Source organism: Novosphingobium profundi, assembly GCF_020524485.1.
GTDB lineage: Bacteria > Pseudomonadota > Alphaproteobacteria > Sphingomonadales > Sphingomonadaceae > Novosphingobium > Novosphingobium profundi_A.
The window spans coordinates 42263-54669 of record NZ_JAIVLF010000004.1 but is presented as its reverse complement, the minus strand read 5'-3'; the positions used below and the strand labels follow the sequence as shown (position 1 = coordinate 54669).

9 protein-coding genes are annotated in these 12407 nt (G+C 65.6%); 5 read left to right on the top strand and 4 right to left on the bottom strand.

Translation table 11 applies throughout. The features are described from left to right. Positions 1-15: 15 nt before the first annotated feature. The gene (locus LC060_RS10590; RefSeq protein WP_226635399.1) at positions 16-918 is read right to left on the bottom strand and encodes a LysR family transcriptional regulator; all 903 of its coding nucleotides are present in this window, start codon (positions 916-918) and stop codon (positions 16-18) included. Positions 919-1083: 165 nt separating this feature from the next. Here LC060_RS10590 and LC060_RS10585 point away from each other — a divergent pair, with 165 nt between their 5' ends. The 4 genes from LC060_RS10585 to LC060_RS10570 all read left to right on the top strand — a co-directional run bounded on the left by LC060_RS10585 (position 1084) and on the right by LC060_RS10570 (position 8189). Then, the gene (locus LC060_RS10585) at positions 1084-1848 is read left to right on the top strand and encodes an SDR family NAD(P)-dependent oxidoreductase (protein WP_226635397.1); all 765 of its coding nucleotides are present in this window, start codon (positions 1084-1086) and stop codon (positions 1846-1848) included. Between the two features lie 235 nt (positions 1849-2083). After that, positions 2084-4315, top strand: a complete 2232-nt coding sequence (locus LC060_RS10580; protein ID WP_226635395.1) for a TonB-dependent receptor — start codon at positions 2084-2086, stop codon at positions 4313-4315. 96 nt (positions 4316-4411) lie between these two features. After that, complete coding sequence (locus LC060_RS10575) at positions 4412-6664, top strand: beta-glucosidase family protein (protein WP_226635394.1); 2253 nt, start codon at positions 4412-4414, stop codon at positions 6662-6664. 55 nt (positions 6665-6719) lie between these two features. Next, positions 6720-8189: a carboxylesterase/lipase family protein gene (locus LC060_RS10570; protein WP_226635392.1), complete on the top strand. Its 1470-nt coding sequence runs from the start codon at positions 6720-6722 to the stop codon at positions 8187-8189. On the opposite strand, the gene LC060_RS10565 is transcribed toward LC060_RS10570, so the two are convergent. Together LC060_RS10565 and LC060_RS10560 are read right to left on the bottom strand one after the other, a co-directional pair. Beyond that, positions 8186-9181, bottom strand: coding sequence for an amidohydrolase family protein (locus tag LC060_RS10565; RefSeq protein WP_226635390.1), 996 nt, complete (start codon positions 9179-9181; stop codon positions 8186-8188). The genes LC060_RS10570 and LC060_RS10565 overlap by 4 nt on opposite strands. A gap of 51 nt (positions 9182-9232) precedes the next feature. Further along, on the bottom strand, positions 9233-10561 hold the full coding sequence (locus tag LC060_RS10560) for an MFS transporter (protein WP_226635387.1): 1329 nt from the start codon (positions 10559-10561) through the stop codon (positions 9233-9235). 304 nt (positions 10562-10865) lie between these two features. Here LC060_RS10560 and LC060_RS10555 point away from each other — a divergent pair, with 304 nt between their 5' ends. After that, the gene (locus LC060_RS10555; protein ID WP_226635385.1) at positions 10866-11279 is read left to right on the top strand and encodes a cupin domain-containing protein; all 414 of its coding nucleotides are present in this window, start codon (positions 10866-10868) and stop codon (positions 11277-11279) included. Between the two features lie 22 nt (positions 11280-11301). Here LC060_RS10555 and LC060_RS10550 read toward each other — a convergent pair whose 3' ends face one another. Next, complete coding sequence (locus LC060_RS10550) at positions 11302-12288, bottom strand: aldo/keto reductase (RefSeq protein WP_226635383.1); 987 nt, start codon at positions 12286-12288, stop codon at positions 11302-11304. Positions 12289-12407: the final 119 nt, after the last annotated feature.

Sequence of the window (12407 nt, the reverse complement as noted above, 5' to 3'; positions counted from 1 at the left end):
GTGGAGGAGTGGGGGTTAGACCGCCTGCTCGGCAAAGCACGTGAGCAGGAAGTCGATGAAGGCGCGCGTCTTGGTGGGCAGGTGGCGGCTATGCGGGTAGATCGCGTAGATCCCGGCGTCGGTGCCGCTGAGGCCCACCGCGTAGTCCTCAAGCACGACTTCCAGCGCGCCCGAGGCCAGTTCGCCCTGCACCATGTACTTCTGGAGGACCACAAGGCCCATTCCCGCCACAGCCGCGGCCATCAGGGCAGGGCCCGAAGAGGACCGGAACGCGCCGGTGCCGTTGATCTCATGGGTTTCCTCGTCCTTCACGAAAGTCCAGCGCCCATCGTAGTCCGGCGCGTGGTAAACGAGGCATTCGTGCTGTTCCAGATCGTCGGGATGGGTGGGGCGCCCGGCCTTGTCGAGATAGGTGGGGCTGGCGCACAGGAGCCGCTTGCCGGGATCGAGGCGCCGCGCGATCAGTTCCGAATCCTTGAGCTCTCCGACCCAGACCGCGACATCGATGCTGTTCTTGAGGAGGTCGGGCCTCTCGTCGGTCAGGGTCAGGTCGATGGTGAGGTCGGGATAGCTCTCGAGGAAATCCTTGAGCTGCGGCAGCACCACTGCGCCGGCCGAAATGCGTAACGATACCCGCAGGATGCCCTTCACGTCCTCCTGGAAGGACAGTACCTCGCTGCGGGCCTCTTCTAGGTCGCGCAGCGCCGCGCGGGACTTGCGATAGTAGACTTCACCCGCCTGGGTGATCGAGAGGCTGCGCGTGTTGCGGTTGATCAGGCGCACGCCCAGTTCGTCCTCAAGCGCGGCGACGCGCCGCGCGATCGAACTCGTCGACACCGCCTGGCGCCTGGCCGCAGCCGAAAAGCTGCCATCTTCCACGACATCGAGGAAGGCGCGAATTTTGAGCAGGTCATCCATATCTGCGGCCCGGCATAGCCCTTGCCCGGCGTGAGGCAAAGCCGTCTTTGCATCCACCGCCAATCACTTTCGCGCCGAAAGGGCGGCATTTTAACTTTCCAAGCCGACCCAGATCGGGGATTTAGGGGGCATCGAACAAGCAAAGAAAAGAGTTCGGGAGGGGTTGTGAAAAGGTTTTCCGCCAAGACCGTCATCGTGACCGGCGGCGCCAGCGGTATCGGCGCGGCTACGGTCCGCCGCCTGTACGAAGAAGGCGCAAATGTCGTCATCGCCGATCTCCAGGAAGACGCGGCCAGCGCGCTTGCGCAGGACATCGGTGATCCGCAGCGACTTCTCATCCATGCCCTCGATGTCTCCGATGCCAAGGCAGTCGATGCCCTGATGGAGGCATGCGTCGCCCGCTTCGGAGTGCCCGACGGCCTTGCCAATTGCGCCGGAGTGCGCGGGGTTGGCTCGATCCTGGAAACCGATCTCGACCTCTTTCGCCGCAATGTCGCCATCAATCTCGAAGGCGGGTTCAACACCTGCAAGGCCTTCGCCCAGTGTCTTGTTGATGCGGGCAAGGGCGGGGCCATCGTCAATGTATCGTCGGCTGCGGGCATCCAGGGGGTTCCCAACCGCCTCGCTTACGTCGCCAGCAAGCACGGCGTGATCGGCCTGACGCGCGGCGCTGCGCTGGACCTTGGCAAGTACGGCATCCGCGTCAACGTGGTCACCCCGGGGATGATCCATACCCCGATGACCGCACCCATGTTCGAGGACCCGGAAAACGTGGACAGGATCCGTGCGGCCCATCCCATCGGCCGTGAGGGCATGCCCGAAGAAATCGCCGCCGCGATCGCCTTTGCGCTAGCGGACGAAGTGGCCTTCATGACGGGCGCGGTGATCCCGGTCGATGGCGGTTCCTCGGTGGGCCAGCCTTCCCACTAATGAATCCACAGGCGGAGGTTTCGCCACCGACAGAGCCCGCGCCAGGCGCGGAATGAGGATGGGGAGGCCCATCCCAAGCGACGTTGTCTGGGCGAAACCAAGGAGTTTCCCTCAGGTCACTTCCTCTCCTGGCGGAAAGAACCTTTGCATACATGATGACTGATCCCGGGACGCGAAATTGCCTATCCGGGGGCAAAGAACAAACAACATCGATCCTCAAGGGAGGGGACATACCATGAAGAAGACCCTGTTCGTCTGCGCATCGTCCGTCATTGCGCTTGCGGCCACGCCGGCCCTCGCGCAGGAATCTGCCGAAGGGGACGCCCCCCTCGGTGCTGGCGACATCATCGTTACCGCCAACCGCACCGCCTCGCTCCTGTCCGACACCCCTATCGCGATGTCGGCAATCGGCGGCGACCAGCTTGCTGATGAGCAGATCCTCGATCCCACCCAGCTCAACGAACTGGTGCCCAACATCGCGATCACCCGCGGTAACGGCCTGCAGATCACCATCCGCGGCGTGACCTCGACCGACCAGACCGAGAAGGGCGACCCTTCGGCCGCGTTCAACCTCAACGGCATCTACATTGCGCGTCCCCAGCAACAGGAGACCAGCTTCTTCGACGTCGAGCGCGTCGAGGTTCTGCGCGGTCCCCAGGGCACACTCTATGGCCGCAACGCCACGGCGGGCGTCATCAACGTGATCTCGGCGCGTCCCAAGTACGAGTTCGGCGCCTCGCTGGATGTCAACTACGGCAACTTCGACAAGCTCAACGCGACCGGCGTCCTCAATGTCCCTGCGAGCGACACGCTGGCCTTCCGCCTGGCCGGCAACGTCGACCAGCGCGACAGCTACATCATCGACGGCGCGCCCGACGATGGCGTCGACTACAACCGTTTCAAGAACAACAAGGCGGTCCGCCTCTCGGCCCTGTTCGAGCCGACCAGCGACCTCGCCGTCTACCTCGTGGGCGACTACAGCCGCCTCACCGGCGACAATGTCAACACGATCGTCAACTCCAACTTCGTGCCCGCCTCCAACTTCTACGAGGACATCGGGACGACCCCGCCGCTGACCAACGCGCGCTATATCAACACCAACAACAAGGCCCAGCGCACCAACCCCACGCCCTTCTCCCAGCAGCCTTCGGGTCGCACCGAAAACTGGGGCATCACCGGCGAGATCACCTACAACTTCGGTCCGGCCAGCGTGACCTACCTCGGCGGCTACCGCGAGACCGACGCCTTTGGCATCGGCGTTCTCACCAATGGCGCGCGGCAGGCCGACACCTCGGGCGATTACAACCAGCAGTCGCATGAGCTGCGCTTCGCCTACAACGATGGCCCGCTCCAGGCGCAGGTCGGTGGCTACTATTTCCGCGAGGAATCGGACATCACCCTGAACATCAACCGGGGCACGGGTGAGAATGTGGGCCGCCTCTCGTTCCTCCAGGGGCCGACCACGTCCCAGAACAAGTCGGTCTTCGGCCAGTTCACCTATGAACTCATGCCGCGTCTGCGCGCGACGGGCGGCATTCGCTACTCGCACGACAAGAAGTCGCGCGTGGGCCGCGGCATCATCCAGACCTACAGCTACATCAACAGCTCGTACGACTTCGGCGTGCCCGTGGGTGATCCTTTCATTCTCACCAACAACCAGGCCGAGCGCAGCTTCAGCAAGGTGACCTGGCGCGCCGGACTCGACTACGACACCGATCTTGGCCTCATCTACGCCTCGGTCTCGACCGGCTACAAGGCGGGCGGGTTCAACGATGGCTGCCTTGAGGGCACCCTGCCGGGCTGCACCTTCACGCAGGACTTCCTGTTCTACGAGCCCGAAACGCTGACCGCCTACGAAGCGGGCTTCAAGTTCGCCTTCGGTCCGGCCTTCGCGCTCAACGGCACGGTATTCCACTACGACTATTCGAACATGCAGCTCACCGAGCTCGTGCTCAACCTGCTCGGGCCCGGCCAGAACGGTCAGATCACGACCAACGCGGCCACCTCGAAGGTCGATGGTGTCGAGCTCGATGCGACGCTGCGTCCCTCGGATCGCTGGACGTTCAACGTCGCCTTCAACTACCTTGATGCGCGCTATGCGACCTTCAATCCCGGGCAGGACCTCTCGGGACGTCCGCTGACGCGCAGCCCCAAGTACTCGGGCCGCATGGCGGCGAACTACAGCCTGCCGGTGGGTGACGGTGTGATCGACTTCAACGCGGCGACGCGCTTCAGTTCGAGCTACGACCTGTCGAGCGACTTCTCGACCTACCGCTTCTTCGAGCAGCCCGGATACACCAAGACCGACCTTTCGGTCACCTACAAGGCCCCGGACAGCCGCTACTACCTGGGCGCCTATGTCGAGAACCTGGAGAACAACCTCATCGTCACTGTGGCAAACGCGCCCCAGACGGCTGTCTTCTCCGATCCGCGCACCTATGGTCTGCGCGCAGGCGTGAAGTTCTAAGCAGCTCCTCCCTGGGGGCGGCCTGCCGGTCGGTGGGTCGCCCCCGCCTCTCTCTACTACCATCCCGTGGGGGATGAGACTTGTGCGAAGGAAGAAATGGCCCGTCGCGACGTCCTGAGTATCGCCCTTACCGGAACCGTCCTGATCGGAGCCGGCAGCCTGCCCGGAACCGCTCACGCCCAGACTTCCGCCTCCTCCCATGCGGGCGCACTGACGCACGAGGACATGCTCGCCGCCCGCCAGCGCGCCGAAGCCATCGTCGCGCAGATGGAGCCGCAGGAGAAAACGTACCTGACCTGGGGCGTGATGCCACTTCCGATCCGGCCCAACAGCCCGCCGCCGCCCGAAGGGGCCATTCCCGCGGCCGGTTTCGTGCCCGGCATCGCGCGTCTGGGCATCCCCAACCTCACCGAGACCGACGGCCCGGCGGGTATCAGCTACGTGCAGGGCCTGCGCGGCGACTATGCCACCGCCATGCCCTCCGGGATCGCACTGGGCGCCTCCTTCGACCGCGATCTGGCCTATGAACAGGGGCGTACCATCGGCCAGGAGGCCCGAGCCAAGGGCTTCAACGTGCTGCTGGCGGGGGGCGCCAACCTGGCCCGCGATCCGCGCAACGGACGCACCTTCGAATATATCGCGGAGGACCCGCTGCTGACAGGTCAGGTGATCGGTGCCAATATCGCGGGCGTTCAGTCGAACCACATCGTCTCGACCATCAAGCACTTCGCCTTGAACGGGCAGGAGACCGGGCGCCGCTTTGTCGACGTGAAGATCAGCGACAAGGCCGCGCGCGAGAGCGATCTCCTTGCCTTCCAAATCGGCATCGAGATCGGCCAACCCGGCTCGGTCATGTGCGCCTACAACAAGGTCAACACCGAGCGCGGCTGTGCCAGCGAATACCTCCTCAACAAGGTCCTCAAGACCGACTGGAACTACCAGGGCTGGGTGATGAGCGACTGGGGCGCGGTGCCTGGCCTCTACGCGGCCTGGAACGGCCTGGACCAGCAATCGGGCGCGGGGCTGGATCCCGACGTCTTCTTCGATGACACCCTGCTCGACGCGGCAAAGGCCGACCCGGCGCGCATGGACCGTCTCGACGACATGAACGCGCGCGTCCTGACCGGCCTTGCCGCGACCGGCGTGCTCGACCATCCGGTAAAGCCGGGCGGCGCCATCGACTGGAAGGCCCACGCCGATGTCGCGCTGCGTTCGGCCCAGGCGGGCATTGTCCTGCTCAAGAACGCGGGCGACATCCTGCCGCTGGCGAGCGATGCCAAGTCGATCCTGGTCGTGGGCGGCAACGCCGATTTCGGCGTGCTCTCGGGCGGCGGGTCGAGCCAAGTCCACGGCGAGGGCGGTCCCGCCTTCATGCGCCCGCTGATGAATTCAGGCGCGTTTGCCTCCATGACCACCGAGCAGTACCAGCGCGGCGCGCCGCTCGAGGCTATCCGCAAGAGGAAGCCCGGCGCGGTCGTGCGCTACCGTCCGGGACGCTATGCCTCCGATGCCGCTGCGCTCGCCGCGCAAATGGACATGGTCATCGTCTTCGCCAACCAGTGGATGGCCGAGGGCATCGACGTCAGCGACCTTGGCCTTCCCGAAGGGCAGGACGCGATGATCGCGGCGATTGCCAAGGCCAACCCGCGCACCGTGGTCGTCCTTCAGACCGGCGGCGCCATCGACATGCCTTGGCTCGACGATGTCGCGGCCGTTATCGAGGCCTGGTATCCCGGGCAGGAAGGCGACGAGGCAATTGCGGGCGCGCTCTTTGGCGAATTCAACCCCAGCGGGCGCCTGCCGATCACCTTCCCGCGCACGACCGCGCAGCTCCCGCGCGAGGACGTTCCGGGCATGATCGCATTCGACCCCATCGCCTTTGGTTCGACCGTCGATCCCAGTCTCAAGCTGGAGACAGACTACAACATCGAAGGCGCCGAGATCGGTTACCGCTGGAACGCGAAGGAAGGCCACAAGGCGCTGTTCCCGTTCGGGTATGGCCTTTCCTATACGACCTTCCGTTCCGATGGCCTCAAAACCGATGGCAAGACCGCGCGCTTTAGCGTGACGAATACCGGAGCGCGTGCAGGTCGGACGCTGGGCCAGGTCTACCTCGTGAGCCGGGATGGCAAACCCAACCAGCGCCTTGTCGGTTTCGAGCGCGTGACACTTCTGCCTGGCGAGACGAAGCGGGTTCAGGTCTCCTTCGATCCACGCCTGCTGGCCGAATGGAACGGCGCGGGCTGGACGATCCCGGCCGGGACCTACGGCTTTGCCCTGGGCGAGAATGCCGAGGATCTTGGCGCGACCGTCACGGTTCGTCTCAAGGCACGCAGCTGGAGGGATTGACGCGCGTTGGTGTCCTGAGCAGAGATTTGTAACTCCCGGAACAGGACCCGATTTCGTGCCGAACCAGATCGTTACAATCGCGCAAGGGTGTCTTGAAGGACAGGTGCAGGAACTGGGGCAGGGGAGCCGCGTGGCCTCCTTCCTCGGCATTCCTTACGCCGCGCCGCCGGTCGGGGAGCGGCGCTGGCGCGCGCCCGGTCCAGCGCCGAGCTGGGAGGGTGTCCGCCGCGCGGACACCTGGGGCGATGTCTGCCCGCAGAACATCTTTCCGCCCAACGTGCTGCCCGAAATGCCCGCCAGCATGTCGGAGGACTGTCTGACGCTCAACGTCTGGAAACCTGCCTCGGCCGGGGCCGACTCGGGCCTTCCCGTGATGGTGTGGATCCATGGCGGTGGCTATGTCTCGGGCGGTTCGGCGAACCCGGCCTATTCGGGCCACGCCTTTGCGCGCGACGGCGTTGTCCTTGTCAGCATCAACTACCGCATCGCCCGCTTCGGCTTCTTCGTGCATCCCGCTCTGGCGGACGAGGGCTTTGGCGGCAATTTCGGATTTCTCGACCAGATCGCCGCGCTGGAATGGGTGCGCGACAACATCGCGGCCTTCGGCGGCGATCCGGCGCGCGTGACGGTGTTCGGCGAAAGCGCAGGCGGGGGCTCGGTTCACATGCTGCTGCAGTCTCCGCGCGCGCGTGGCCTGTTTGCAGGCGCCATCGTGCAATCGGGCGGCGGGCGTAACACCATGCTGCCCCCGTCCAGCAAGGCGAAGGCCGCGGCCACCGGAGAAGCCTTTGCGCCCGGCGCCAGCGCGCAGGACCTTCGGGCCATGCCGGTGGCGGACATTGTCGGTGATCTGAGCATGACGAAGATGATCTCGGACAGCTACTGCGGCCCGGTCCTGGATGGCGAGACGCTGATCGGGGAACCGCTCGCGGCTGCCCGCAACGGCCTCTATCCCGATGTGCCGGTCCTGCTCGGCGCCAATTCGGCTGATGGCTTCCCCACCGGAGAGGACAAGGACACTCTCTTTGCCCGCTTCGGCGCGGTGCAGGACGAGGCGCGGCGCCTCTACGATCCGGCAGGGGACAAGAGCGCGCTGGAAATCGGCACCCAGATGAGCGCCGACCATCTCTTCCGCGAACCCGCCCGTGCCGTTGCCCGCACGCTCGCCGCGCGGGGAGGGCAGGTGTGGCTCTACCGCTTTGCGCATGTCGGCGTGACGTCGGGGCTTGCCATGGGCGGTGTGCCCCACGCGGCCGAGATTCCTTACGTCTTCGATGTGCCCGAGGCGCGCCTCCAGCAGATCGACACCGGCCACGATGCGGCCGTCGCCGCGCTGACCCACCGTTACTGGGTGAACTTTGCGAAGACCGGCTGCCCGGACGGTGCAGGCGAGGTTCCCGCCTGGACGCGTGTCACCGGGGAAAGTGACACCTGCGTCCAGCTCATCGAGAGCATGGGTGCCCGCCACGCCGAGGATCCGCTGACTGCAACCCTCGATTTTCGTGAGCGGCAGCTGCGCGGTTAAGGCAGGTCGAGGCGGTAGATGGCTGTGGCGGTACCATGGAAGAGCGCATTGCGCTCTTCCTTCGAAAGCCCCGCCGTAGCCAACTTGAGCGCGTTCCAAAGGTCCACGTAGCTGGCTGAGCGGCTGTCGGGCGGATAGTTGCTGCAGGCCATGCAGCGCGCCGGGCCAAAGGCGTTCAGTGTGGTCTCGATGAGCGGTTGCCAGAGCCGGGCAAGCTCTTCGGGACCGGCCTTTTCGGTGCGTTCGTGGAGCCCGAGGTTCCAGAACGGCATACCCAGGCCGCCGACCTTGCAAGTGACGTTGCCGCGCTGGGCCAGGTCGGTGAGGTTCGCAGCCCACAGGGTAAAGACCTCGCGCTTCTCCTCGCCCTCGGTATCGAGCGCCATGGCGATGCCCATGTTGTTGACGATGATCGGGGTCTTGGGGAAAGCGTCGGCCAGCTTCGCGATCTCGGGCAGGCGGTGGTGGAACGCCGCCGCATCGAAGGAGAGCCCGCGCCGCGCGAGCTCGGCAAAGCCTTCGCGAAATCGAGGGTGTTCCAGAACGCCCATCGGCGGCTTGCCCGACATGAAGTAGCGGTAGGGCCGCTCGTCGGGGAAATCCATCGTGGTCTGGCGTATGCCGCGAAACCGCTCGGGCGCGGCCGCCATCGCGCGGTCGAGCAGCTCGCCCACGGCCGCGCCGTGGCGCAGGTCCGCATGGCCCACGATCCCGGCGCATAGCCCCACACCGTCAAAAGCGCCGCCCCGCGCCATCGCGCCGATCCCGTTCGCGTATTCCACCTCGCCCAGCGGTCGCAGCACTTCGGGGCCGTCGGGCCGGTAGAAGCTATGCGCATCGACATAGACGCTGGCGATGATCTTGTGCCCGCCTTGCGCATCGCGCGCATAGTCCTGCGCCCCGTACGTCACGTTCGCGTTGTGGAACAGGTGATGGTGCGCATCGACGATGGCGAGGTCAGGCTCAAGGATGGCAGGGGTAAGGTCGGTCACGCGGGCGCCTTGTGCTGGTGCGGGAAGGGATATGGCGAATAAGCGCCCGGATCAGGTGATGGTTTCGTCCGCGTCGGGGATCCGGCCTGCCGCGCGGCGCAGGCACTCGGCCGCGATCAGCGCGGCGATACAGAACACGATCGCGCACGAAGCTCCCACCATCATGTCGTCGGCAAAGACATAATCGGTGATGAGCGCGATAAGCGTCGCCCCGAAGCCAAGCCCCAGAAGTGTGCCCGTCAGGAGATAGGCCGCAATCACCTGCCCGCGGAACTGGTTGGGCGTGACCTGGTAGATCGCGACCACCGACTGCGCCGATACGGTGCCGATGAGGAACAGGAACAGCGCCAACGCGGCGACAACGAGCGTGGGGGAGGGCGCGAATCCGATGACGAGGGCAAGCGCGGCCATCAGGTACATCGAGGTCATCGGCGTGGTGGCGAGCACCCGGCCCGATCCGCGCACCGAGGCCCGCGTGACCCACCATCCGCTCGCCAGGATACCGGCCGACCCGAAGATCAGCTGAAGGAGGCCCATCGCAAAGCCGATGTCCTGCGCACGCCACGCGAACTTGCGCATGAAGACCGCGGGCATCCAGGTGTTGGTGCCGAAATAGACGACCCCGTTGAGGGCAAAGGCTGCGATCAGCAGCGCAAGCAGGCGCCAGCGGCGGCTGAGGAAGGCCCGAAGATCGGCCACGGGCGCGCCTTCCCGGGCCACTTCGCGGCGTTCGGGCTCGCGCACGAGAAGCATCAGGGCGGCCATGACGATGCCGGGAATACCCACCGCAATGAAGACCGTCTGCCAGTTGCGCACTTCACCGATGAAGGGCAGGATCATGGTATCGGACTGGCTGGCATAGGCGACCGCTGCGGCACCGAAGAGCAGGGCAACACCCGATCCGGTGAACGCCCCCATGGTGTAGAAGGCGGTCGGGCGCGAGCGCGTCTCCTTGGAGAAATAGTCCGCGATCATCGAATAGGCCGCCGGGCTGAGCGCGGCCTCGCCCGCCCCCACCAGCACGCGCGCGGCGAAAAGCTCGGCATAGTTACGTGCAAGCCCGCAGCCGATCGTCGCCACACTCCAGACCAGCATGCCCACGATGATCATGTTGCGCCGGTTGCGGGTGTCAGCGATCTTGCCCAGCACCAGCCCCATGACGCCGTAGAACAGCGCGAAGGCGATGCCGGCCAGGAGGCTGAACTGCGTGTCGCTGAGCTGCATGTCGGCCTTGATCGGCTCGACCAGGAGCGCAAGGATCTGCCGGTCGACCAGCGCGATGGCATAGGCAAACTGCAGGCAGACAACGACAAACCAGGCATAGCCTGCCGGTGGGTAGGGCTTGCCGGCAGGGCGTGCCAGCGCGTCGTGTGTCGTCATTCGGATCCTCTTCCCAAAGGCTCGCGGCGGTGCATGGCCGAATATCTTTCTCGGCTCTTTTCGTATCCCGTGCCCAGGGTTGCGCGATGAGGAGGAGGAGGAGTGGCCGCCCGGGGCACGGGATACAGGCCCCATGCTTAACCCGGACCATGGCCCGTGACGACCGCCTTAATGCGTTGCGACGTTGCGCGCGGTGCGAAAGATCGTTGCAACGCAGATGAGGTGCCTCGCGCACCAATATGCGCCACACCGCAGGACGCGCGCGGCCGGACGGATCGCCGCACACGGGAACGAGGAGGCCAGAATGAAAGTGATACGCGCCGGGACCAACCCGTCGGCACCGGCAGGCCCCGATGCCACCTTCACCGGCCGCGTGCGGCGCGATCCGCTGGTCAACGCCGAGGCGCCCGGCCGGGTGCTCACCGGCACGGTCAGTTTCGAGCCCTGCGCCCGGACCGACTGGCACACCCACCCGCTCGGCCAGATCCTGATCGTCACGGCCGGGTGTGGATGGGTTCAGGCCTGGGAGCAGGCCAAGCAGGTCATCCGCCCGGGCGACGTGGTCTGGACGCCGCCGGGCGAAAAGCACTGGCATGGCGCCACCGAAACGACCGCGATGACCCATATCGCGGTGACCGAGGCGCTGGACGGCAAGGCCGTGGACTGGCTCGAGAAGGTCTCCGACGCGCAGTACCGCGGCCCCGCCGTCGAGCCCTGAGGTCGGCTGCGGATTTACCGATTTACCAGGCGTAGGCCTGCGGGGCCTCGCCGCCCGGACCGGGCCAGATTTCGTCGAGGCGGGCGAGGGCTTCTGCGCAAAGCGTCAGCTCCTGGCTGGCAAGCGCGTCGTTCAGCTGGTCGAGGGTGCGCGGCCCGGTGATGGGGGCGGTGACGACGGGGTTGGCGCGAAGCCAGGCCAGGGCGACGGCGCCCGGTGTGGCGCCCAGCTCCTTGCAGAAGGCTTCGTAAGCCTCGAGCTGCGGGCGAACCGCCTCCACCTTCTGCGCCACACCGGCGCGGGCACGGCGGCCCTGCGAAGGCGCATCGAGCACGCCGCCCAGCAGGCCCCGGTTGAGCGGGCTCCAGGCGACAAAGCCCATGCCGTGGTACTTGCAGGCGGGCAGGACCTCGAGCTCGGCAGTGCGCTCCATCAGGTTGTAGTAGGTCTGTTCGGAGACGAGGCCAAGCGAACCGCGCGCCTGCGCGGCGGCGTGCGTGGTGGCGATCTGCCAGCCAGCGTGATTGCTGGAGCCGACATAGAGGATCTTGCCCTGCTGGACGAGGATGTCGAGCGCCTGCCATAGCTCGTCGCGCGGCACGCTCATGTCCGAATGGTGCATCTGGTAAAGGTCGATACGGTCGGTCCCGAGGCGGCGCAGGCTGTCCTCGACGGCCTGGCGAATATGGTACGCGGACAGGCCGCGCCCGTTGGGATCGGTCTGCATCGGCTGGTAGAACTTGGTGGCAAGGACAAGCGAATCGCGCCGTCCGCCCCTGGCCAGCCATTCGCCCACGATTTCCTCGGAGATGCCGTAGCCCTTTTCCATGTCGGGCTTCTGCGGGCCGCCATAGACGTCCGCCGTGTCGAAGTAGTTGATCCCTGTGTCGCTCGCGGCGTCCATGATCGCGAAGGCATCCTCCTTTGCGGTCACGTCGCCGAAGTTCATGGTGCCAAGGCACAGCGTGCTGACCTTGAGACCGGTTCGACCCAATGTCTTGTATTCCATGAGAAATCTCCTTCGCGTCGCCACTCAGAGTGGCGGCGTGCATAGCGTTGCACAAGGCAACCCACGGGCGGGCAGGTACGTTGCACGTGGCCTGCTCAACGGTCACATGAGCCCCTTTC

Excerpts from the sequence above, each read along its gene's own strand:
- LC060_RS10590 (WP_226635399.1), bottom strand. The coding sequence starts at position 918 with ATGGATGACCTGCTCAAAATTCGCGCCTTCCTCGATGTCGTGGAAGAT.
- LC060_RS10580 (WP_226635395.1), top strand. The coding sequence starts at position 2,084 with ATGAAGAAGACCCTGTTCGTCTGCGCATCGTCCGTCATTGCGCTTGCG.
- LC060_RS10575 (WP_226635394.1), top strand. The coding sequence starts at position 4,412 with ATGGCCCGTCGCGACGTCCTGAGTATCGCCCTTACCGGAACCGTCCTG.
- LC060_RS10560 (WP_226635387.1), bottom strand. The coding sequence starts at position 10,561 with ATGACGACACACGACGCGCTGGCACGCCCTGCCGGCAAGCCCTACCCA.
- LC060_RS10555 (WP_226635385.1), top strand. The coding sequence starts at position 10,866 with ATGAAAGTGATACGCGCCGGGACCAACCCGTCGGCACCGGCAGGCCCC.
- LC060_RS10550 (WP_226635383.1), bottom strand. The coding sequence starts at position 12,288 with ATGGAATACAAGACATTGGGTCGAACCGGTCTCAAGGTCAGCACGCTG.